We start from the raw sequence: 24,357 nt of genomic DNA on the forward strand, positions 1-24,357 counted from the left end.
GAAAAAATGGATAATATAAGTAATGATATATCGGATTCGTTTAAAGATGAATCCGGAATGACTACTGCAGAATTATTAGGCAATGCCGCACTTGCAATAGCTGCACTTGTCGGTATATGGCTTTTACTACAGCAAATTGGTGTTGACGTAATGGGTTTTATCAGGAACCAAATAGGTATTTAGTGTCAAATGATGTTGAATAGATTTAATTTCTATATGAAAAGAAAAAAAGATATTAGTCAAGAAGGCATGACAACCATAAGCTACGTTTTGGCATCTGCTTTATCTCTTGTCATAATTTCTTGGGCTGTTGTATTTGTCGTTTTTTCTTATACCCGTGCTTCGATTCGAGGTGCTTCAGAGCGTGCATCTCGCGCTGGTATTGTTGAATATTCTCTAAGTAAAGATCCAATTCTGGCCATTAAGGCTTGTACAGAAGCTTATACGTCAGATATCGATCAAGCTATTAAAGGCGAAATTAGAAATGATCTATATTTTCATTGTGAAATTCAGGGAAATGATATACATGTCATTTCTACAACTTCTGTTCGTTCACTTTCGGCTTTATTCCCTAATCTAATTGTAAACGAAAATACATTTAGAACTTTTGAAAAGGTTCCTTCGACATGAAACCATTAAAATCATTTAAATCAAAAAAACAAAGTGGATATGTTGCATTAGAATTCGCTTTAGCTATGGGACTACTAGTTATTCCCACAATGATGCTAGTTTTACAAATACCAAATTTCTTAGAGAAACGAGATCGACTAGATGCCATTGTTTCAACTATTGCCCAAAGTTGCGCTAATGATGCAGACACGATCAATGAAGGCAGAAATATTGCAACAGACTTAGCTACTCGCGAACTTTCATTTAGTACAATTTTTCATCAATCCAAACTAAAATCTGCACGTTGTATTTATGATGCAGGCTCGGTAGAACCGAATACTAGAGTCACTGCATATATCGATCTAGAAGTGCCAAGTGCAATACTTCCGGGTATACCCGGCCTTAATGGGAATACAATATGGACGTATCATGTACAACATAGTGTAATTATTCCACCATACAGAAGTAAGGAAGAATAAATATGCGGTCTTGTAGGATACGGTTTAATGAAAAAGGCACTTTTACTATCTGGGCAATAGGTTTATGTATAACTCTCTTTATGATTGGTGGTTTTAGTGTAGATCTTTGGCGCGCATTTTCCCAACGTAGAATTCTAACTGAGATAGCAGATAGCGCTGCAAGGAGTGGTGCCAATAATATAGATATTGATCAGCGTGTACTTTATGGAAATGTAGTTATTGATTCTAATAAGGCAAAGCTTTCTGCTAAAGAATCAATCGAAAATAACGTGAGAATAAATAATGTCTATTTAAAAGATATGATTATTACAATAGACCAAGCTTCGAATGAAATAGATGTAGAAATAAATTCAAATTATTCTTTTTTTCTTTTAGGATTTTTTCCTGGAGCCAGCGACACTAATATAAAGGCTCATGCACGAGCAAGGCCAGTTGAGGGACAGTAGTTTTTTATAAAATTTAAAAGATTTAACTAGCTTTTGAATTACTACCAGCATCGTCATTAGATCGAGTTGTAGATTGGTCACCATAGTGTGAACCCAATTTTTCCAACAATGCTGGGATATGTTTTTTAAGTTGCCGAATGATAGGTCTAGGTGCTCCACGATTTCCATTTACATGATCCATAGCCCAACCATATGCCTTGTCGCCTAAGCCTTCTGGTAAAGAATCTAACCAAGCATGAACAATAGAAACATATTCACTATTAACACATTCATCCTCTGGAGAAAATGAAGTATCAGTTAAGGTATTATCAAAAACTTCATTCCAACATTGTGGAGCAAATTGTTTCTGTAAATCACTCTCCCAATTTATTCGAGCCCCATCTGGTGAAAGCTTTTTAGCAATTTCACGTTTTTCGACATCTTCAAGCTCACGTCCTAATTTTTGTTGTCGCTCATCAACTTCAGTACGAAAAGAATTTAACATTTTTCTGTGTCTACGACTTAACCAATCATCATGACGAGCAGATTCAATAGTTGCACCTTCAATACGAAGACGTAGCAATGGCGCAAAAGTCTCTGTACGATTCCAATCTAAAGAACGACAAGCTAATAATGCTGATTCATGAACCCGTGATTCAAGTTCACCTAAATCGGCAGACGCTGGAAGATTTCTAGATTTTGTTGCAATAAAACGATTCAACCATGAATGTATTGAAAAATATAATTGATCTGAAAGTTTAGATTGTGGTGCCCCAACTAAATATCTTTGTTTCAGAGGCAGTAATACCTGCGTATGGAATTCAGGCATATAAGGTGATAATAACCGTGATGTTAATCTTCTTTCAATTGATTTGCTAAATGAAAAAGAAATACTTTTATCATTTATTTTCGATATATTACCACTTTTTATTGAAGTCATTTGGGGGACGTCTTCCTATAAATACTTGAATTACACATCGGTCGGTTGGGTTGAACGGCCTATATAGTCATTATGTACTATATAGCGACATTTTACAAGTAGGCCTTTAGGACTATTTACCAGAATCTCATAAAATATCATAGGTAATATGACCTATCTTTAATTTTTTATAACTCTAAATTAAAGAAGTAGATAACTTTTGACGAAAGTTAAATCAAACCCCCGTTCTCGAGGGATAACACACATAGACCATAGGAGACCCTAATGAACATTAAAAAAAGAATACAAGAAGCATTGACACGTCGTCATAAGAACGAAGATGGTTTCACACTCATCGAGCTCTTAGTTGTTATTTTGATCATTGCAATCTTAGCTGCAGTAGCTATCTTTGCTTTACTATCATCACTTGACTCAGCAAAGAAATCAAATGCAGCAAGTTTAGTAAGCTCAGCACAAGTCTCTCTTGCAAGTATCCAAGCTAGCCAAGGAGTAACAGACTATACAGGCATCACATCAAGTGATTTTACTGACTCTGAAAAAGATATTACATTCACATCAGCAATTCCTGTTGCACAAAATAGTAATACCGTTGCAGTAGTAAAAACAGCTGGATCACCAATAATTAACTTGTATGCAGCATCAGATAAATTCTGTTTCAAAGCAACAATGCAAGCTGGCGTTCAAACTACCTACGGCAAATATAATGTTGACTGTACAACTCTTGCTACAGGTTCCACAGTTGGATCAGACAAAAAAGCAGCCTGGAAATAAAGATACTCAAATATAAAAATACTATCAAGACGGACCTTCTAAGGTCCGTCTTTTTCCATATAAGAAAAGGTAACTTACTGTAGTCTCAGTTATTGGTACAGACTTAACGATGAAAAACAAGAAAAACTAGAAAAACTAGAAAAACACTCTAGTTAACCAAAACAAGTGACGATAAAAGAATATATAAACCCCCGTTCTCGAGGGATAACACACATAGACCATAGGAGACCCTAATGAACATTAAAAAAAGAATACAAGAAGCATTGACACGTCGTCATAAGAACGAAGATGGTTTCACACTCATCGAGCTCTTAGTTGTTATTTTGATCATTGCAATCTTAGCTGCAGTAGCTATCTTTGCTTTACTATCATCACTTGACTCAGCAAAGAAATCAAATGCAGCAAGTTTAGTAAGCTCAGCACAAGTCTCTCTTGCAAGTATCCAAGCTAGCCAAGGAGTAACAGACTATACAGGCATCACATCAAGTGATTTTACTGACTCTGAAAAAGATATTACATTCACATCAGCAATTCCTGTTGCACAAAATAGTAATACCGTTGCAGTAGTAAAAACAGCTGGATCACCAATAATTAACTTGTATGCAGCATCAGATAAATTCTGTTTCAAAGCAACAATGCAAGCTGGCGTTCAAACTACCTACGGCAAATATAATGTTGACTGTTCAACTCTTGCTACAGGTTCCACAGTTGGATCAGACAAAAAAGCAGCCTGGAAATAAAGATACTCAAATATAAAAATACTATCAAGACGGACCTTCTAAGGTCCGTCTTTTCTACGCTATAAAAGGCGTATCATGTATGGTCAGACGCTACAAGACATAGACTACAAGCCAAGCTACACGAAGAAATTCAAGAAAAACACTCTAGTTAGCCAAAGTGGCCGACGATAAAAGAAGCATATTTACAAATTAGTCAATAAGAGTATTTACATAAATTGCATAATTAGGAGAATAAAATGACATACGTGAACCCAGAAGATAGCAGCTTCGCAAACAATCAAAATCCGCAACAAATGAATTCACCTTATGCACAACAACCTATAGCCCAGCAAAATTTTCATGATCAATCGATGGGAAATGCAGATTTTTATCCGGAAAACGGTAATAAAAATACTTACCCAGAAACGCAAGCGACACCAGACACTATTCTTTATGAACAAGCACGTAATGCTGGAATACCAATTTTAGATAACCCTAATCACGAATTAGACCCAAGTGCAGTAAGAGCAATTGAACCAGGGCAAGAAGTAATAGGTATTGGATATCACGATGGATTTCTTATAGTTGCATGGCCACGTGTTCCACGCCCATACGAAATAGACGATATCCAATCAAAGGCAGGAATGCCAATAAGAATAGCTGTTGCGACTGCGGAAGTATTCCAAGCTTTATATGAACAAAGCGAATTGTTAAGAAACTCTAGACTTTCATTAGTTGAAGATATTCTAGAGTCAGCATTAAAACATAATGGTTCTGATATACACTTAAGCGTTGGTACTCCCCCTCTAACTAGAGTTGGTGGACACCTTGGCCCACTTGATGATTTTGACACACTTTCGACAACAGATCTTCACGAAATTATTGAATACTTGGCAGGACCGGAACCACTGCGAGAAGGATTTTCAGGTGACTTAGACCTTGCATGCGTCTATGGTAACTGGAGATTCCGTGCAAATATATTCCTGCAAAGGGATTCTTTAGCCGTAGCGCTTCGTGTAATCCCTAACAAGATACCTCCACTGAATTCTTTAGGCTTGCCAGAATCATTACTTAAGTTTACAAAGCTTAGACAAGGTGTTGTATTATTCTGTGGACCAACTGGATCTGGTAAGTCAACATCATTAGCATCTTTAATAAATGTGATTAACCACGAGCGTGATGAACACATTATTACTATTGAAGATCCTATTGAATATTTACATGCAAGTGTTAAATCACTAATCCACCAGAGAGAAGTTGGAGAAGATACAGAAACTTTTGGCGCAGCAATGCGTTCAATACTTCGACAAGATCCAGATGTTATTCTTGTTGGAGAGATGCGTGACCTTGAAACTATTTCTTGTGCTTTAACAGCTGCTGAAACCGGCCACCTTGTATTTTCAACATTACACTCTACCGACGCTGCTGGAACTATCGATCGTATAATCGATGCATTTCCAAAAAATGAACAAGGACAAATTCGTATACAACTAGCTAATACTCTAGAGGGCATTGTTTGTCAATCGCTATTGCCTCATGCTACCGACCCTAATAAACGAGTTGTAATTACTGAAGTTATGTTTGCTAGTAACGCAATCAAAACGTATATACGTGAAGGATCTACACATCAGATTCCAACTGCTTTACAAACTGGAATTGATGATTATGATATGTTACCGCGAGACCTTTCCTTAGCTCGAGCAGTTGATGCAGGAGATATTACTGATAAAGTTGCAAGGAGTTGGGCAAGAGATTTGCCTAGTTATAGAGAATATTTAAATAAAGTGCGTCAAATAAAAAATGCGGAAAGATAATTAATACTTCTAAAGGTTAAATAATCATTTATTTTTTAATAGTTATAAGAGATTTTAAGAAAATACTTATGACTATTTACGACTCAAAATAAAAGAACCCCGATTTGTTATAAATCGGGGTTCTTTATGTTCTCTTGGATAAATTTTAAACCTTTTTGAAATCCCTTTCTTCTCATGCTTGCTTGTAAATATACTATCGACAATTACTCTATATGACTTTAGCTTTCTAGATAAATATTTGATATTTTGTAGAATATAAGGATGACTAATAATGATAATTTAAACGAAATAACCGTAGTAATCGAAATTCCGACAGGGTCGCGAAATAAATATGAAATAGATCACGAATCAGGCGAAATCTGGTTAGATAGATACTTATTCACCTCTACTCAATATCCTCACGATTATGGTTTTGTGCCCAATACACTTTCCGAAGATGGCGATCCTATTGACGCATTCGTCCTATTAGAAGAACCAACTTTCCCTGGATGTCATATCCATGTTCGAGCAATTGGTATGTTAGAAATGACAGATGAAGCAGGCTGTGACGAAAAATTATTATGTGTACCGTCAACAGATCCAAGATTTAGTAGTGTTCAAGATATCACCGATGTAAAACCACATGTTTTAGAAGAGATAAAACATTTTCTGGAAGTATATAAAGATCTAGAAAAGGATAAGCATGCCATTCTTGGAGATTGGCTTAATGCTGAACAAGCACGAACTGCTATTAATTCTGCAATTAAAAATTTCAAAAACAAGAATTAAACAATCATTTACAACTAGAAAAGAATTCTTTTTTATCGAAACGCTTTCTCACAAAGGATAAAACATCATTACGTGCTGATTTTAAAACTCCAGAATGATCAGCATTAGGATAAAGTTTTTTGTTCGCAGGAGTATCTAATGTACAATATTTATCGTGAATTTCTTGCGAAATAAATTCAGGAACAATGATATCATCAGTTCCCTGCGCTATAAATACAGGGACATCTATTTTTATTCCACCAGGAGAATTTTTTTCCAGGTAGGTAGCCCATGGTTCAATCGTACTTGGATCTGCGACTAATGTTGTGCCAGTATCATCTTTAAAAGTTAATATATTGAGAATTAAACAACCTGTTTCCAGTTCTGGACTCTTATCAATGACAGATCGCGTCAACACTGCATCAAGATTTAGATCTTTATATGCTGCCTTAAAGCCAGCAGCTCCCATAACTACAAATCCATTAGTGATTCCTAGTTTAGATACATTATTTATTAGCATATTCAATTCACCCGCAGGGGCTATCCCAACTACGCCAGATAATTTTGCTGTAGGCGCATAGGTATTATTTAATTGACCAGCAAAAAGAGCGCCTTGGCCACCTTGTGAATGACCAACAACCACTGCACCGGAAATTGCATTTATTGGGCCAAATTTCTGTGCAACTAATACAGAATCTAGAATTGACCTACCTTCACTAATTCCTACAAGGTAAGGATGAACTCCCGGCGTACCTAAACCTTCATAATCAGGAGCAATAATTGCATACCCATTGTTAATATAGTCATCAAAATAAGAAATTTGCTTAGTCCCATCTTGTGCAAGAGAAGGCGCACAACCATCAGCCAAACCAGTAGTACCATGTGCCCAAGCAATTACATGATGTTTCTTATTGTCTTTTGGTGAATAGATTAAGGCTGATGCAACACTTCGACTACCATCTAACGAAGTAGTCGCATATAAAACTCTCCAACCCATGACATTGGCTTTTAAATCTGTTAAAACTTGTGAATATATTAAATCGCCATTAACAAACTTAGACAAATCTGATGGTCCATCATAAAATTCGACGAGAGATAAGGGCGCATCCTTAATCTTTCCGGGAGTTTCTAGTTCCAATTTTTTAAGAGGTTTGACACTTGAATCATTCTTAGGATCAGCACAAGAATTTAAAAAAAGAATTGCAATAACAAGAAATACAAACATACTCTTAAATTTCATCTTAAACCTATTTCTATATAAATCTTCAACCATTGTCCATGGTCATATATGAAACTGTTTCTACATGATGCGTATTTCCAAAAAGATCAAATGGTTTTGCAGATTCTAAAATATATCCAGCATTTCGTAGTAATAATATATCTCTAGCACCAGCAGCTGGATCGCAACTTATAAGAATAATAGATTTGGCTTTTGTACTTAAAACTCCATCAATTGAAAGTTTCGTTATTCCCTCTCGTGAAGGATCAGCAATGACAAGATCGCAAGGAGATAACTCTGCTTGATAACGATATTTTGATACATCCTTATTCACAACTTCAACATCTAAATTTTTACAATTAATTTTTGCATCCTTAACCGCAATTGGATTACCTTCTATTGCAATAACTTTATGACCTTGCTTTGCTAAAGCAATGGCAAAGATGCCAACGCCTGAATATAGGTCCACACAATTTAAGCTACTACCCAATGGCTTAATTAATTCAAGTATATATTCTGTTAGAACTTGAGGTGCATCGATGTGACTTTGATAAAAGCTTTTTGGCGAAACTCTAATCGGATCACCCATAAACAGATCTGGAGATCTACGTATAGAAATCTCATGTTCTCCACTTTCTTGGGCATATGCTACAGCAGCATCCCTTGCTAATTGTTCAGTCTCAGGATTTAATACTATACATTTTTCGACAAATACAGTGTCGTTAGAATGGCTTTTTTTAAAGCCCCAATTTTCGCCACGAGTAAAAATACGAGCAGAAGTACGATAGTTAGTTCTAATTTGTTGGCTTGTATTTAAAACTATATCCTCGACTTGTTCTATAGTACCAACTTTAGCAATGCGTACAAGTGCATCGATAATAATTTCGCGCTTGAAATCAAGTTGTGCATTTGGATCTATATGTTGCCAATCGCAACCACCACAACCTCTTGCAACATACTCACAAGGTTCTTGAACTCTTAACTCAGATTTTGTTATTAATTTCTCTATTCGTGCAAATCTTGTTTTTCCCTTACGATAAGTTTCTGCTACAAGAGCATTTTCTCCCGGTAAAAGTTTCTCAACAAAAAGGATCTCCCCCGCATTATCACGCGAAAGAGTAAGGCCTGAAGCAACCAGCTTTTCGCCAATAACTTCATATTGATATGGATTGTCTTCATAATATGCCAAAATCATTTATCGCTAACTGGTACTTAGTTTTTTATATGTAACACGATGGGGTTGGTCTGCATCAGTACCCAAACGCTTATGGCGATCATCTTCATATTCGGTGAAGCTGCCTTCGAAATATGTAATTTCACTATCGCCTTCAAAAGCCATAATATGAGTACAAACACGATCAAGGAACCATCTATCATGACTAATTACTATTGCACAACCAGGAAAACCGAGTAAAGAATCTTCAAGTGCACGTAAAGTATCGACATCTAAATCGTTGGTTGGTTCGTCCAGCAACAAAACATTGCCTTCGCTTTTTAAGACTCTAGCAAGTTGAACACGGTTGCGTTCTCCACCCGAAAGGTCACCAACACGTTTTTGTTGTGTGGATCCAGTAAATCCAAAACCCGCAACATATGCACGGCCATGCATTTCACGACCACCAGCAATAATACGGTCAACACCTTCACAAATTTGATCATAAACACTTGAATCATCATCAAGAATATCTCTAGATTGATCAACATAAGCAAGTTTCACAGTTGAACCAACTTCTATGTCTCCGCTATCAGGTTTCTCAACCCCAGTGATCATTTTAAACAAAGTAGTTTTTCCAGCACCATTAGGTCCAATGATTCCTACAATCGCACCAGGTGGAATAGAAAAATCTACACCATCGAGTAATAATTTATCACCAAATGCTTTCGTCAAATCTTTAGCCTCTATTACCTTGTCTCCAAGACGAGGTCCTGGCGGGATTAAAATTGAAATAGGATCGCCATCATTTTTTGCTGCGTTAGCTGCAACAACTAAATCCTCATATGCAGTAATACGTGCTTTAGATTTGGTATGCCGACCTTTAGGCGACATTTTCATCCACTCAAGCTCGCGTTTTAAGGTTTTTTGTTGTGCGTTATCATGTTTATCTTCCAATGATAGGCGTTCTTCTTTTTGTTCTAACCAAGAAGAATAATTACCTTCCCAAGGGATACCTCTACCTCGATCCAGCTCTAAAATCCAACCTGCAACATTGTCTAAAAAATACCTATCATGGGTAATGGCAACAACCGTTCCAGCATATTCTTTTAAGAATCTCTCCAACCATGCAACTGACTCTGCATCTAAATGGTTTGTTGGCTCATCAAGTAATAATAGATCTGGTTTAGATAAAAGGAGTTTACATAAAGCAACACGACGTTTTTCGCCACCTGATAAATTTACGACAGAGCTATCAGCACTAGGACAACGCAACGCATCCATAGCAATTTCCAATGTACGTTCTATATCCCAACCATTGGCGGAATCAATTTTATCTTGTAAATCAGCTTGTTTTGCTAACAACTTATCGAAATCTGCATCAGGCTCACCCATTGCGTCGCATACATCTTGATATTTTTTCAGCCAATTAGCCAGTTCTCCAAGACCATCAGTAATATTTTCACCTACAGTTTTACTTTCATCAAGTTGGGGTTCTTGTGCCAAATATCCAACCGAAAAACCAGGAGTCATTCTTGCTTCACCAGTATATCCGTCGTCTAGCCCAGCCATGATTTTTAATAATGTGGATTTACCTGCACCATTACCACCAATCACGCCAATTTTTGCTCCAGGATACATAGACAAAGTTATGTCTTTTAAAATGTCGCGATCAGGTGGAATAAACCTACATAAATTATGCATAGTATATATAAATTGTGGTGCCATAATATAAATAGTTTAGTTCTAGTAGTTCATCGAAAGCGAAAAGGTTAAATCTAGGATCAATAAAAACAAATAGATGCGATTAAATCATTTCTGCAGGTACTACCCAACTGTCATAATCAGAATCTGAAACATATCCTAGCTTTAATGACATTTCTTTTAATGTTGTATTTTCTTTGTGAGCTTTTTTAGCTATTTCTGCAGCCTTATCGTATCCAATATGAGGAGCTAATGCAGTTACTAGCATTAACGAACTTTGAACGTAGCTTTCAATCTTTTCTTTATCTGCCTGCAGTCCTTCAATACAAAATTCTCGAAAAGTATTACAAACATCTGAAACTATTTGCACTGATTGAATAAAGTTAAAAATTATCACAGGTTTAAAAACATTTAGTTCAAAATTCCCCTGAGAGCCGGCGAAAGTAATCGTATTATTATTACCAAATACTTGAGCACAAACCATAGTCATAGCTTCACTTTGTGTTGGGTTCACTTTACCAGGCATTATTGATGATCCCGGTTCATTCTCCGGCAACACTAATTCACCAATACCACAACGGGGTCCTGAACCTAACCATCTAATGTCATTTGCAATTTTCATAAGATCAGTTGCAAGAGTTGTAATTGCACCATGCGCAAAAACAATATCTCCATGCGAAGCAAGTGCAGCAAATTTATTTTCTGCAGAAAAAAAGTCAAGACCAGAAATATCACTTATATGCATCGCACATCTATAACCGAACTCAGGATGAGCATTTAAACCAGTACCTACTGCAGTTCCACCGATAGCTAGTGCAGAAAGATCTTTAAGCGTGGATTCTATCCGTGCTATTGAAGATGCTAACTGTGCTACATAAGCAGAAAATTCTTGTCCCAAGCTTAAAGGAACAGCATCTTGTAAGTGAGTACGACCAATCTTTACAATAGGATCAAACTCTTTTCTACGCGAATCCAATTCATCTTTCAATGATTTAACAGCCGGCAATAGGACTCGAACCGTTTCTTCAACTGCGGCGATATTCATTCCAGTCGGAAAAGTATCATTACTAGATTGGCTCATGTTTACATGATCATTTGGATGTACAGGAGATTTACCCCCACGAATACCTGTTGAGATTTCATTAGCTCGAGAAGCAATTACCTCATTTACGTTCATATTGGTTTGAGTGCCAGATCCTGTCTGATAAATATATAATGGAAATTCACCATCCAATTTATGGTCAATAATTTCATCTGCAGCTTGCACTATTAGATCACATAAATCTTTATCTAATTTTCCTAAATCCCTATTTGTTAAGGCTGCTGCTTTTTTCAATATCGCCATAGACCTTATGACACTTTTAGGCATCAAATCATTTCCTATAGAGAAATGATGAAGACTTCTTTGTGTTTGTGCGCCCCAATATCTATTAGCAGGTACTAAAACAGTCCCCATTGTGTCTGATTCCTCACGAGTCTCAGTATTTTCAAGATTATTTAAATTATTTTCTGTCATATCTAAAAGATTACCACCTACAACACATAAAATTGTATAAGAATGGTCGTGTATGAAAAAATCTCATGAAAATCGTGATCCAGAGGATCGAGAGATATTTAATATTGCAGATGATTTTCTTAAAAAAATTAATGATCTAAATCCATTGGAAGCTTCTGAAGAGGGATTCTCTGCATATGATGATCAAATTGGAGATTTATCACCATTAAGACATGACAATACTGCGATTCTAGCTAAAGATACTATTAAACAATTAAATAATCATTTACCAAAAGATTTTAATGAGAAACTATGTTCGGATGTACTTGGTGACTATTGTAAGGATTTAGTTGATGAATATGACTCCTTGGATTATCTTCGTGGCATTTCATTCATTGACAATCCATTGGATCTTATTCATGTATCAACATTAAATATCGATTTTTCATCGAAGCGAGCTAGAGAGAACCTCGCTATAAAAATAGCAAAAATTCCAGAGTCATTAAACAGCTATAAAGAGACATTATTGTTCGCTAAAAATAAAAAGGCTCTGCCACGCAACCGTCAAATAGCGCGTATGATTGGAAATTGTGATATATATGCAGCTGAACCGTTATTTCAAAATTCAGTTGCACCATCTGCTTTTTTAGATTTTAAAAAATTTCTAGAGTCTAAAATTATAAATTCAACAATTGAACGAGATGCTGTAGGTATTGAATATTATAAAAGGAGTGCTCAGCGCCACTTGGGTAAAGAAATTGATGTTTATGAAACATTTCTTTGGGGTTTCGAGGAAGTAAGAACTCTACTTCGTGAAGCCGATACCGTTGCAGCAAAAATTACACCAGGCGAAGGTTATTTAGCTGCTGTAAATTTCTTAGAATCGGACCCAGAATATACATTACATACTCCTGGAGAGCTTAAATCTTTTTTAAAAATGTTAATTGTTGAAGCATTGGACGACCTAGACGGTAAGCACTTCGATATTGACCCTAGATTAAAGAATATTGAAGCAGCAACAATTGAAGAGTCTGCAACTTATTCTATGTTTTATGTTCCTGGTTCAGATGATTTCACTCGTTCAGCTAGAACCTACTATCCCATAAATGGAAAAACTAAATTTTCTACTTGGGCTGAAGCCACCACCTGTTTTCACGAATCTGTGCCGGGACATCATTTGCATTTAGGTTCTATTAAATGTTTGGGCGATGATCTATCGCACTTTCAAAAAACTCTAGCGTGTAATAATGGTATGGCTGAAGGCTGGGCACTTTATGCTGAGCGTCTCATGGTGGAATTAAACCTTATGCGCGACCCCGGTTATGTCCTAGGTATGTATGCAGCTTCACTATTTAGAGCACTAAGAGTTGTAATCGATATAGGATTACAATGTGGATATCAAATTCCTAATGATGCTCCATTAATTTTTGAACGCGGTTCTTATTTCAATCGTAAAATGGCAGTTGATTTACTAATTAAATATGCAAGAGAAACACCTGCTTATTGTGAAGATGAAGTTGATAGGTACTTAGGTTGGGTTGGTCAAGCGATTTCTTATAAAGTAGGTGAAAAAACAATCCGTGAGATCCGCGAAGATGAACGTGAACGTTTACAGGGTTGGTTCTCACTTAAAGACTTTCATTCAAGAGTTTTAAGCTATGGTCATGTTGGTCTTGGCCGATTAGAGAAGCTATTTTCTGCTAATCTCCAAAGCTAAACTTTCGGCACTATTTACCATATCTTCAATTATGCTAAGACCATTATTCCAAAATTCAGGGTCTTCTAAATCAACACCTACAAGCTTTGCCAATTCCACAGGTGAGTTTGATCCACCAGAAGAAAGCATCTCTTCATATTTAGAAACAAAACTTTCGCCTTCTTCTTTATATTTCGCATATACACTTAACGCTAATAACTGTCCATATGCGTATGCATATACATATCCTGGCACCTCAAAAACATGAGAAATATATGTCCACCATGAAGAGTAATCATGGTTTGGAATAATTGATTCGCCGAACATCTCTTGTTGTGTTTCTGACCAATATCTTTTAATATCTTCAATACTTAGCTCGCCAATTGTTCTGCGATGATTATGAACCTCTGTCTCAAATCTATGCATAGCAATCTGTCGAAATACTGTTGCAATTTGTCCATCTATATATTCTGCAAGCAGCACTAATCTTTCCTCTTTATTTTCAGTCATATTTAACAATCGATTAAATGTGACTGATTCAGCAAATACAGATGCAGTTTCTGCGAATGTTAATCCAGTATCTTGATGGAATGGTCCTTGTTTTGCTGCCAATACAGCATGACAGGCATGGCCCATTTCGTGTGCAAGTGTGAGAACATCATTCCTTGAATTTGTCCAGTTTAATAAGACAAATGGATGGTGATCAGATACTCCGGGAGCACAAAAAGCACCGCCAGTTTTGCCTTCTTTAACAGATGCATCTATCCAATCATTATTCATGAAATCTTCGAATATTTTTGTCATCTTGTCTGAGAAACTCGAATATGCATCATGTACAATATTACAAGCGTCAGCGTAAGTGACTTTAACTTCTACGCTTGATAAAGGTGCATATCTGTCATAGTATTCAAGTTTATCTAAACCTAATAATTTTGCTTTTAACTTATACCATCTTTGAGCTATGTCGTAACGCGATGTACAAGATTTAACTAACACCTCAACAGATTCATCACTGGCATCGTTTTCTAAATTTCTAGCACTGATCCAAGTTGGATATTTACGCAATTTATCTTCTATATAATGATCATTTATTAATGTATTGAAAATAAACGTATGCGTTTTTAATGTTTTTTCAAAAGAGTCCGATATCGCTTTTGCTACATGTTTTCTTTTTTCACGATCAGGAGAATGGAGAAATGCTAATGCATTAGATAGCATTACAGGTTCATCTTCATCTTTTATGTCTACTACAATTGCTGAAGATAGCTCTTCGTATAGCCTCGACCATGCAGATTCACCAGTTACACTTAATTGCGATATTAAAGATTCTTCTTTTACACTTAGTTGATATTTTTTAGATCTCCTAGTTTGAATTAAAGAATATGAACAAAATTTTGCTTCCGGCAGCGATATTATACTTTGAAATTTATCATCATCAATATCATTAATTTCAATATCTATAAAAGATAGTTTTGCAGAAAGCTCGCTAAATTGTTCATCAATTTTTTGCATTTGTGCAGCTACAATTTCATCATTGGTTGCAACACTATATCGAAGAGTTACATAGTCCATAGCTCGAACACTTAATTCGTAGTACTCCCCATAATCTTTCATAAATGTTAAAAATGATCCGATATCTAATTGTGCTATTTTTCCTTCAAATTTTTTAAGAACAGTGGCTTTTGATTCAACTAATCCTGTTAGTTGTTCTAAGGATTCATATTTCTTAACAATATCACTAACATCCCAGTTTACATTTTGTATTTCTTTGACTTTAAATACCATAATTTTTACCTTACTTTACTTTTGATGAGATCGAATAATTTTTGCTAAACGGTCATCGTATTTTTCATCCATTATGACAACCAAAGACTGCGTTGCCCTGGTTAGGGTAACGAAAAGCGACTTCCACCCTGCTGGCCGTTTTACATCACCTACTATTTCGTGTGGATCATAAATGATCACGTGGTCAAACTCTAAACCTTTTGCATCTACAGCTTGGAGTATTGCTACCTTTGTATCAATTGATTTTGAATTTTCAGCACTCGCATCGAATTCTTTTAATATTTCTTCTAGTTCTTTATGTATTTCTAGATTCGCTATAACTGCAATGGTACCTTCATCGTTAAAATTTGATTTCACATATTTAACGACACTATTTATGTTTATGTCTCCGATTTCAACTATTGGGTAATAACCAACTTCTCGCACAGCTTGAGTTTGTGCCAGTTCAGGTGAAACCTCGCGCATAATGTCATGAGCGAAATCCATCACCTCTGCAGGTGTACGATAATTGACACTCAACAATACTGTTTCATCATTAGTCTTAGCTACACCATTGAGTATGTTTAATACTTCATCCCAATTTTTACATGTACCGGGATGAGAGGCTTGTGCAAAGTCACCTACAATCGTCATTGACATTGATGGCACCCTCCTTGCAATCATTCGCCATTGCATTGGTGAAAAATCTTGTGCTTCATCGATAAGAACGTGACCAAATGTTTTTATTGTATCACTTGAAGTTATTTCACTATTCGATTTTTCGCCGTAACGTTGTGCCAACTCAGATGCTGTCATGTAACCTTTTAGACCAAGTTCTCCAATAACCCTTGAGGCATTTTCTTCTTCGCTATCGTAGTTTGTTCTTTTCCTAGTATTCCTCGATGAAGTTAATGGACCGCATATAGAATCCGCTTCATCTATAAGTGCTATATCGTAATCTGTCCACTGAACAGATTCTATATCTTCTGCCCGATCTTTATATAGTGCATTTTGTTCATTTTCTGTGAGTATATTTTTAGATGCGCTTGAAATGAGCGCTTTGAACGAACACATATCGTGATACAGCTCTGACCCACTTAGTGCTGGCCACATTCGTTCTATGGAAATTTTTACTTCATCGTTATGTCTAATACGGTCATCCATCTTTTCGAGCCATACTTCAGGTATGTGCTGTTTATCGAGTATTTTTTTTACAATATCTGGATCAATTACCTTGTTACCCAATGATCTTAAATTGCTTTGTACTGCAGAATTTTCAATTTTTTTTGTTGATGAATTTTGATATGCGCGTACCATCTGTTTTTTATATTGTGAAATTAATTCGTTTACTATAGACCTTATAAACATAGGTCTTTTTTGATTATGAGTACCTGGACGTTCCTTTAAGTGATTTATTATTTTTTGTGTATTACGCTTATTTAGATTTAATTTATAACCATCTATAGTTATATCTTTTGGTTTATCTAATGGATGTTGTCTATCAGATAGAGCATTTTTTAGAACAGATACCATGCGAATATCACCTTTTAGTGTTGCATTTTTTCTCGTATCATATTCATGAATTTGTTGTGTTGTTCTAATTGTATTTATTGTTCTTAAGAACACATCGTTCTCCCCTAATGATGGGAGTACTTCATCTATATATCTAAGAAATGTTTTTGAGGGCCCGACTAGTAATACGCCAGAATTTACAAGTGTATTTCTATAGGTATAAAGCAGATATGCTGCTCGGTGTAGGGCTACTGCTGTTTTACCTGTACCTGGCCCACCTGTAACAATTAAAACTTTGTTTAATTGTGCTCGTATTGCACGATCTTGCTCTTCTTGAATCGTAGCAACAATATCGCCCATACGACCTGTACGTTTTTTAGAAACAGCACTTAATAATGCTGCTTCGCCTACAACATGTAATTTATTTTTTTCTGCCTTATTTTCATCGAATACTTCATCGTCCATCCTGATAATTTTTTTATCCGACATATGGAAGTGTCTTCTTCGCACAACTCCATGAGGGTCTATTGGCGTTGCTCTATAAAACGGTTCCGCTACTGGTGCTCTCCAATCGATAACTAATGATTCTTGCTCTTCATTAGAAATTGAGATTCTTCCTACATAAACTGTAGTTTTTTCTTCAATTGCATTATCGTCTTCTAAATCCAGTCTTCCAAAACAGAGTGGTTGTGAATTAATATTTAACGAACCTAATCTTTGCCTAGCAACAGAAATTGCGGCATCTTTTTCATATTTTGCTTGGTGGGTTCCCCCTCGTCCTACTTCTGAGTATGACGTTTCGATAGCTTGAGCACTTTTACGCATATCTTCAAGCCTTGCATATATTGAATTTATAAAGTCTTGTTCACTAGCCTGGTCGTCTTTTCGCACGTATACTCCTGTTTTGTTGCAATCCGTGTTTTAATTGCTCAACAATCTAAACATTGAGTATATTTGAAATGTTAATTTTCGAAAAACTCAATTAGTAGAATCTAGTCTAGATTTATGGTTCCGTGCATATTTCTTTTAATTAAAGGGATTTCTTTATATTATATTATTGTTTTTCATGCTACTGAGTATTAACAAATCTGAATCCTTCACAATATTTACCCTTTTCCATTCCTGCTAAACTCGCCATATCTCCGGTCCATTCTTTTATCATTATGGTAACTTTGGCGTGATCTTGAATTTGGCTTTTATGTTCAAACAATGCATCTAGTTTCTTATCAATAAGTACTGTAATATCAATAAACGTGTCGGGATTTTCATCTGCCATTACCCAAATATTAGGAACAAGGTGTGGCATGCAATTTTCATCTAATAAGTGCCCAAACGCATTTGGATTTCGTGAGTCTGGATATACAGCACAAAATGTTGCTTCACCTGTAGCTAGATGGTCAGGATGACTAGCATAAATCCGATCGTATCTTCGTTTTGGTGATTGTGTTATCACTAGATCTGGTTTTTCTTTACGAATGATTCTTGTAATTTTTTCACGCAAATCAAGTGTTGATTCAATCATTCCATCTTTTTGTTTTAAAAAATGAATTTTATCTACACCAACGATTTTTGCAGCATTAGTTTGTTCAAGTTCTCTTATCTCAATTCTTTGTACATTTGATAGACCATCATTGTCTCCACCAGCATCACCGCTAGTTATTAGGCAATAAGATACTTCCTTGCCTGCTTCAGTGAGCCATGCGACTGTCCCTGCACATCCGAAATCTATATCGTCTGGATGTGCGACAACTACTAATACCTTATTGATACTTTCAATTGATGGGTTAATTCCATTTATTGATTCGTTCATTGTGTCCTAACTATTTCGTACAATCTATTCTCTCAATTGTTACAGATGCATCCAGCACCTTCTCATCTTTTTTTAATGCGTTTTCAATGCGTTTTTCTTCATCACGAACTTTAATGTTCTTGCTATCTAGTTCATCCTTACAAGAAGTTATTATTATTTTAACATTTACCGCATTTTCTACTGCAGGTCTTAAATTTACTGGGCTTACCTGTGTGAAATATACATAGAGTCTAAAAAATGAAAAACATATAAAAGCTATTACGAGTAGCCAAACTGGAAGTTTTGTTTTCAATATTTTCTTAGTTATTTTTTTAGATAATTCTTTTGACTTATTTGGTTTTTCTTCTTGATTCTTATCGAATTTTGCATCGTTATCATGCATGTCTCTTCTTATTTGCTCTCCAAGAGTTTCGTCTCTTTTAAAACCATCGCCATCATCTTTTGTATTGTCGTTTCCCATTTTACCTCACTTATTTCTTGTTTAATTTTGCCATAGTGTTACCCGTGAACTCAGCTAGTTTATTTGCATCAGGTATTAATGTAGTATTTTTATCTATTGTCTGGTTCGGCATTATTGATGCTATTGAAATAGAAAGTGCTATTCGTTTATCACCAGATCGTATAGCTACTATTCGCTCGATTTCTATCTTTTTCTCACGCATTGCATAATAGCCGTCATCTACATTTGTTTGTATTGTAACTCCATTATTGGCTGTCTTTGTAGAGTTATATGCTTTTTTTGTTTTGAATACATATACATTTACATTTAAAAAGTATTTACCATCTGGTGTAATTGAATCATATCTACATCGCATAGTGTCTTCATCTATATCTGCTTTTACTCCGTCTTTTGTAGTACTTCCTAGTAATGTAGTTGCTTCAGTTGCTGTCAATAGCGAACATGGTTGAGCTATATTTGGAGTATTTGACGGCACTGTGACTTCTGTTGTTGATGTAGTAGTTTCTTTAAAGCCAGATTTATCTTCACTACCTCCAGAAAATAGAAATATTATTACTCCTATTACAATCACGACAAGAACTGCTATCGCAATCTGAACTTTTCTGTTAGTTATATCTATTTTTTTTAATAAGGATAAGTTTATTTCATTTATTTTCACATTAAAAGACTAATACATTTATTTCGCCCATTCGATAGTTTCACCAACTATTAAATTTGATGTACCACGAGCCTTTACTAAAGTGTCTACTACACCTCTTGGATCTTTGTTCGGTTCAAGATGTGAAGCTATTGACCAAAGTGTATCTCCACTTTTAACAACAATAGTTTTTACGGTATCATTTTTATTGACCACAGCCGAGCTTTTAGAAGACCCGAGGGAGAGTCCGCCAAAAGCCTGGCTTGCGGGGATCAGCACTGCAAGAAATGAAATAGCAACTAATAATGTAACTACTATTCTCTTACGTACTTCACTACTAAAGCGTGTGTTTTTAGCACTAAAACGGGGGGATGCTTTAGTACTACGAACCTCTTTTGGTTCCACACTCTTTAGAGTCTTTGGTGATTGTGAACTGACAGAAACCCTTCTATCTTTATAGATTGATGAACTCAATGAGTTTTTATATGCAGCGAAGTTACCTTTAATTGAATTATCTGATGCAAAACTACTAACAAAATGGCCTTGTATTTGACTATTTAAATCTGCTTCTCTTAATGAAACTGCTTTACCCATTTCTAGCTCCTTATGTCTTTCTATAAGATTTATTTAAAACGATATTTCTACCTACCGTCTACTGTTTTATTAAACCACAGGGGTGTGACATTAACGAACAGATGTTTGTAAGTACACATGTACTTTAGGACGAACATTCGTTCGTGTCAAGTTTATACGAACAAATGTTTGACTTTGATGTTATGCAGAGCTATAGTAAATAACGTCAACTAAAAGAACCGTGATAAACCTGTTAACTAAATACTTTAGAAAGTGACTAACATGGCTGAAACAAAACACAGAGCAGGCTTAACTTCTCGTCAAAAAGAAGTTCTTGAGTTCATAGACGAGAACTTAAAAGATAAGGGCTATCCGCCAAGCGTAAGAGAAATAGCAAAGGCATTGAACCTGAAATCTCCTGCCACAGTTCAAAACCATCTTACAACCCTTGAATCTAAGGGTTTTCTAAAACGAGATCCCACCAAACCAAGAGCAATAGAAATGTCATATGAATCGGGATCTGGTGCAATTGCCGAGCGAAGGCCCGTAAAACATATTCCATTAATTGGATCTGTATCTGCTGGAACAGGAGTCCTAGCCGACCAAACAATTGATGAAAGCTATCCCCTCCCAGAAGATTTTACTGGTGATGGAGTTTTATTTATGTTAAAAGTAAGAGGCGAATCCATGATCGACGCTGGCATTTTTGATGGTGATTATGTTGTGGTTCGTCAGCAGAATACGGCAAATAGCGGCGATATTGTCGTTGCTGGTATCAATGACGATGAGGCAACTATAAAAACATTTATCAAGAAAGATAGAAAAATAATTTTAAGGCCCTCGAATCCATCAATGAGTGATGTTGTACTAAAAGAATACAATTTAAAGATATTCGGTAAAGTTGTGACCGTTTTACGTCGTATATAAGACATATTTAAATGTTTTAACCACAATAAGTTACCCATTGGAAATAAATATGTCCAAAAACTTGTATTATTGCATATAGATAAGTTATAATTAAGTTAACCTCTTCGATAGGTGTAGACCTACTAAACAGAAGGATCGGAGGCATGCAATGAGAAATCAAACTGATGTCGTAGTAAGCAATGTTAATTCATCTAACGCGAACACTCCGAACACGACTTATTTTTTTAGCCAACTTGGTACGACACCAAAAGCACTCAGAGATCTTGCACGTGCTTTAAACCCTGATCTTGCTAGTTTAAACCCTGATGCTTATGTTTCTGGGAAGAAGAAAGAAAAGGGAGTTACATTCCCTACAGGTAGCGACACTGAAAGGACAGTCGCAATTACAGATACCTCTACTTTTCTAGATCAATTAGCAACTCCAAGACCAGATTTTGCAAATACGACTCGACACAATAGTGCTGCTACTTTACATATCTCACCTAGTGAACAATTAGAAGAATTAAAAAAATTAAAATTATTAGTTGATCAAGTAACTGAGAATCAAGAACTTCTTATAGCCGAAGGATTTTCAAAAGAAGTTGTACAAACAATGAGTGCAGAAGAATTAGCACAACGAGCAGCAGAACTACAACAAGTAGAAATCCTAAGAGCTACAGAGGCATTACGTTTACAACAAATAGCAGATTTACAAGCAGCTGAAATTGCTAAACGTGCGAAAGATACTGATACACCAAGTTTTATAGAAACTCTTGGTGGTTCATTTGCTGTAGAATTATTAGAAAAAGCAGCTAAAATTGGTCTTGGTGTCACTGTAGCAAGTGCTGTTGCACCTATAATTGCGCCGATTGCTTTAGGTTCATTTGGTCTAGGAGACTAGTTTTATTTATTATCAGTTTTTATAATATTCTTCCTAATTGTTTAAACACAAAATTTACAAATATTTGTAGCGTTTTCTTACAATAAGGTATATAATCGGAGTGTTACGACCTAGTTCTCAAAGGAAGTGTTTTTAGTGGCTGTATTAAAAGTAAAAACACCTCGTTCTATAGATTGTGCTGCAAGAAGAGCAGCTGAAATGGAGCGATTAGTGACTATAGGTAGATTAAACGAATTAAATCAAAGTCAAAATCGTCGACCAGAATTAGCCGATCGTTTAGTTGCAATAATTCCAGTCCCTACTATTAAGAATTCTGTACAAAAAACAGTTGATAGCGCTACAAAAGAAACTGCTAAATTAGCAAAGTTGACTGAGTTGACTAGATTAGCAGAATTAGAAGCAAAAACTAAGGAATCTACTGAACGACAAAGCCGAATCGAAGCAAGATTAAAAACGCAAGAAGTACGAAGACAAGAAATAGCTAGAGCTAAAGCTAAAGAACTAGCAAAAATTCGAACTAACGAAATAGAAAAAACTAATGCCCAATTGGCTAAAACTGAAAAATCACCAACAGAACTTACCCCAGAGGAAAAAATAAATAATAGAGTACCTACAAATAACTTAGTTACGACACTAGATGGTAAGCAAGCATTAAATCAAGTAGATCCTGTAACTGGTCAGATTGTTGGTGGGCGAATCCCTCCAACAACAGGACAAGTAACAAAACAAGATTTACCCAATATGGATCCTAACAGTACACCAGCACTAGAAGCTAAAAAACGAAATGAACTAATTGGTAATGATCGTGTAAATGTAACTGTCAATATGCCAGGTGCAGGAGGTGCGCACCTTGGATCAGCAGCATTGGCTGAACATGCTAAGGCTGCGAAACGAGAAGGTCCTGATGCAGTAAATACTGACTTACCTACCACTGGTATTGAAACCAATGCGGGTTTAAATACCAATAATGCTTCCGGTGCTACTTTCGTCCCAGATGATCAATTACCCGATGCTCCGACACCGCTTGGTATGGGAATAGAGCCAATAACTTTACAAACACAAAGTGCTCAAAGCAATTAATCAGCATTAACTAATTCGTTTAACAAATTATATGTTGAATCTAAAAGTGTTATTGAAGTATGTTCATCAGCACGATGACACATTTCTACTAAACCCGGCCCACAATTTAATGCCGGCACACTTAAAGCATAAAAACGTGCAACATCAGTCCATGCTACTTTAGCCAAAATATCGATATTTTTAGATTTAGCAAGTTCAATAAGTGGATGATCAAATGCGGGCATTGCTCCTTCTAAAACATCGTAGATATCTATAACATCTGCATCTTTGCATAAATCAGAAATAAACCCAATAGCTGCTTCTTTAGTTTTAGATGGTTGATAGCGATAGTTCAAATTAAAAGTCAAATTATCTGGAAGTACATTTGTCGCATTACCAGCTTGCAAAACTGTAATCTGCAGACTCTCAGCATAATTCAATGAGTCAATTTCAAGAATCTCTAAATTTTTAGATTGAGTTTTAATCTTATTTAAAGTATCCATAGATTTATAAATAGCATTATCGCCTAAATGTGGTCGTGCACTATGAGCAGCTATACCTTTAAAACTAATGTTGGCATTTAAGCTCCCCTGGCATCCCATTTCTAAATTTCCATCGGTTGGCTCAAGAAGGATAGCCCATTTTCCTTTTAACAATTCAGGGTTATTTTCAGAAAGAAAACAAAGACCATTAAATTCATCAGAGATTTCTTCTCCCTCATAAAAAATAAAAGTTGATTTCTCGTCAATATTATGCAATAGACGCAACATAATAGCTAAACCACTTTTCATATCAGAAGTACCCAAACCATAAAGTTTGTCACCATCAACTCTAGAAGGATTAGCGCTATCACCAGAAGATGCAGGTGGGACAGTATCGCTATGTCCTGCAAATATTACTGGTAATTCTTCATTTTTATCATGATTCAACTGGACAATTACAGAATTATTTATGCGGATTACAT

24 protein-coding genes are annotated in these 24,357 nt (G+C 35.9%); 12 read left to right on the top strand and 12 right to left on the bottom strand.

Going from position 1 to position 24,357, the window contains the following annotated elements; translation table 11 throughout:
- Positions 1–6 precede the first annotated feature (6 nt).
- From KBF89_01245 to KBF89_01260, 4 genes are read left to right on the top strand one after another with little or no spacing between them, the layout of a single operon-like run.
- Positions 7–183: a hypothetical protein gene (locus tag KBF89_01245; protein MBP9114954.1), complete on the top strand. Its 177-nt coding sequence runs from the start codon at positions 7–9 to the stop codon at positions 181–183.
- A gap of 33 nt (positions 184–216) precedes the next feature.
- The gene (locus KBF89_01250; protein ID MBP9114955.1) at positions 217–630 is read left to right on the top strand and encodes a hypothetical protein; all 414 of its coding nucleotides are present in this window, start codon (positions 217–219) and stop codon (positions 628–630) included.
- On the top strand, positions 627–1,088 hold the full coding sequence (locus tag KBF89_01255) for a hypothetical protein (protein ID MBP9114956.1): 462 nt from the start codon (positions 627–629) through the stop codon (positions 1,086–1,088). Before KBF89_01250 ends, KBF89_01255 begins: the two co-directional genes overlap by 4 nt.
- Before the next feature lie 2 nt (positions 1,089–1,090).
- Complete coding sequence (locus tag KBF89_01260) at positions 1,091–1,534, top strand: Tad domain-containing protein (GenBank protein ID MBP9114957.1); 444 nt, start codon at positions 1,091–1,093, stop codon at positions 1,532–1,534.
- 22 nt (positions 1,535–1,556) lie between these two features.
- Here KBF89_01260 and KBF89_01265 read toward each other — a convergent pair whose 3' ends face one another.
- Complete coding sequence (locus KBF89_01265) at positions 1,557–2,453, bottom strand: hypothetical protein (protein ID MBP9114958.1); 897 nt, start codon at positions 2,451–2,453, stop codon at positions 1,557–1,559.
- 264 nt (positions 2,454–2,717) lie between these two features.
- Between KBF89_01265 and KBF89_01270 the strand changes: the two genes are divergently transcribed.
- The 4 genes from KBF89_01270 (at position 2,718) to KBF89_01285 (ending at position 6,525) form a co-directional block, all read left to right on the top strand.
- Positions 2,718–3,224 (top strand): prepilin-type N-terminal cleavage/methylation domain-containing protein, encoded by a 507-nt coding sequence (locus KBF89_01270; protein ID MBP9114959.1) that lies wholly within the window; start codon positions 2,718–2,720, stop codon positions 3,222–3,224.
- A 233-nt stretch (positions 3,225–3,457) separates the two neighbouring features.
- The gene (locus KBF89_01275; GenBank protein MBP9114960.1) at positions 3,458–3,964 is read left to right on the top strand and encodes a prepilin-type N-terminal cleavage/methylation domain-containing protein; all 507 of its coding nucleotides are present in this window, start codon (positions 3,458–3,460) and stop codon (positions 3,962–3,964) included.
- A gap of 623 nt (positions 3,965–4,587) precedes the next feature.
- Positions 4,588–5,757, top strand: coding sequence for a PilT/PilU family type 4a pilus ATPase (locus tag KBF89_01280; protein ID MBP9114961.1), 1,170 nt, complete (start codon positions 4,588–4,590; stop codon positions 5,755–5,757).
- Positions 5,758–6,018: 261 nt separating this feature from the next.
- Positions 6,019–6,525 (top strand): inorganic diphosphatase, encoded by a 507-nt coding sequence (locus KBF89_01285; GenBank protein ID MBP9114962.1) that lies wholly within the window; start codon positions 6,019–6,021, stop codon positions 6,523–6,525.
- A 4-nt stretch (positions 6,526–6,529) separates the two neighbouring features.
- On the opposite strand, the gene KBF89_01290 is transcribed toward KBF89_01285, so the two are convergent.
- The 4 genes from KBF89_01290 to fumC form a co-directional block, all read right to left on the bottom strand.
- Positions 6,530–7,744, bottom strand: a complete 1,215-nt coding sequence (locus KBF89_01290) for an alpha/beta fold hydrolase (GenBank protein ID MBP9114963.1) — start codon at positions 7,742–7,744, stop codon at positions 6,530–6,532.
- A gap of 25 nt (positions 7,745–7,769) precedes the next feature.
- A complete protein-coding gene (locus KBF89_01295) occupies positions 7,770–8,918 on the bottom strand; it encodes a class I SAM-dependent RNA methyltransferase (GenBank protein ID MBP9114964.1) in 1,149 nt (382 codons plus the stop codon).
- 6 nt (positions 8,919–8,924) lie between these two features.
- On the bottom strand, positions 8,925–10,604 hold the full coding sequence (gene ettA, locus KBF89_01300) for an energy-dependent translational throttle protein EttA (GenBank protein MBP9114965.1): 1,680 nt from the start codon (positions 10,602–10,604) through the stop codon (positions 8,925–8,927).
- A 79-nt stretch (positions 10,605–10,683) separates the two neighbouring features.
- The gene (fumC, locus tag KBF89_01305; GenBank protein MBP9114966.1) at positions 10,684–12,096 is read right to left on the bottom strand and encodes a class II fumarate hydratase; all 1,413 of its coding nucleotides are present in this window, start codon (positions 12,094–12,096) and stop codon (positions 10,684–10,686) included.
- A 52-nt stretch (positions 12,097–12,148) separates the two neighbouring features.
- Here fumC and KBF89_01310 point away from each other — a divergent pair, with 52 nt between their 5' ends.
- Positions 12,149–13,792: a DUF885 domain-containing protein gene (locus KBF89_01310; GenBank protein MBP9114967.1), complete on the top strand. Its 1,644-nt coding sequence runs from the start codon at positions 12,149–12,151 to the stop codon at positions 13,790–13,792.
- Here the strand turns inward: KBF89_01310 and KBF89_01315 are convergent.
- From KBF89_01315 to KBF89_01340, 6 genes are all read right to left on the bottom strand, one after another.
- Positions 13,766–15,556, bottom strand: a complete 1,791-nt coding sequence (locus tag KBF89_01315; protein MBP9114968.1) for a M3 family oligoendopeptidase — start codon at positions 15,554–15,556, stop codon at positions 13,766–13,768. The genes KBF89_01310 and KBF89_01315 overlap by 27 nt on opposite strands.
- Before the next feature lie 15 nt (positions 15,557–15,571).
- Entirely contained in the window at positions 15,572–17,938 is a 2,367-nt protein-coding gene (locus KBF89_01320; protein MBP9114969.1) for an AAA family ATPase, read from the bottom strand.
- Between the two features lie 178 nt (positions 17,939–18,116).
- Positions 18,117–18,857, bottom strand: coding sequence for a PIG-L family deacetylase (locus tag KBF89_01325; protein MBP9114970.1), 741 nt, complete (start codon positions 18,855–18,857; stop codon positions 18,117–18,119).
- A gap of 10 nt (positions 18,858–18,867) precedes the next feature.
- Positions 18,868–19,317 carry a hypothetical protein gene (locus tag KBF89_01330; protein MBP9114971.1) on the bottom strand — a complete coding sequence of 150 codons (450 nt, stop codon included), beginning with the start codon at positions 19,315–19,317 and terminating at the stop codon, positions 18,868–18,870.
- Positions 19,318–19,327: 10 nt separating this feature from the next.
- The gene (locus KBF89_01335; protein ID MBP9114972.1) at positions 19,328–19,975 is read right to left on the bottom strand and encodes a hypothetical protein; all 648 of its coding nucleotides are present in this window, start codon (positions 19,973–19,975) and stop codon (positions 19,328–19,330) included.
- 18 nt (positions 19,976–19,993) lie between these two features.
- Positions 19,994–20,548 (bottom strand): LysM peptidoglycan-binding domain-containing protein, encoded by a 555-nt coding sequence (locus tag KBF89_01340; protein ID MBP9114973.1) that lies wholly within the window; start codon positions 20,546–20,548, stop codon positions 19,994–19,996.
- Between the two features lie 261 nt (positions 20,549–20,809).
- Between KBF89_01340 and lexA the strand changes: the two genes are divergently transcribed.
- The 3 genes from lexA to KBF89_01355 all read left to right on the top strand — a co-directional run bounded on the left by lexA (position 20,810) and on the right by KBF89_01355 (position 23,414).
- Positions 20,810–21,454 (top strand): transcriptional repressor LexA, encoded by a 645-nt coding sequence (lexA, locus tag KBF89_01345; protein MBP9114974.1) that lies wholly within the window; start codon positions 20,810–20,812, stop codon positions 21,452–21,454.
- A gap of 148 nt (positions 21,455–21,602) precedes the next feature.
- Positions 21,603–22,334: a hypothetical protein gene (locus KBF89_01350; protein MBP9114975.1), complete on the top strand. Its 732-nt coding sequence runs from the start codon at positions 21,603–21,605 to the stop codon at positions 22,332–22,334.
- A gap of 135 nt (positions 22,335–22,469) precedes the next feature.
- Complete coding sequence (locus KBF89_01355; GenBank protein MBP9114976.1) at positions 22,470–23,414, top strand: hypothetical protein; 945 nt, start codon at positions 22,470–22,472, stop codon at positions 23,412–23,414.
- Here the strand turns inward: KBF89_01355 and KBF89_01360 are convergent.
- Positions 23,411–24,357, bottom strand: a 947-nt coding sequence (locus tag KBF89_01360; GenBank protein MBP9114977.1) for a succinyl-diaminopimelate desuccinylase, incomplete at its 5' end; no start/stop codon positions are given. The genes KBF89_01355 and KBF89_01360 overlap by 4 nt on opposite strands.

The organism is Acidimicrobiia bacterium (assembly GCA_018057765.1).
GTDB lineage: Bacteria > Actinomycetota > Acidimicrobiia > IMCC26256 > JAGPDB01 > JAGPDB01.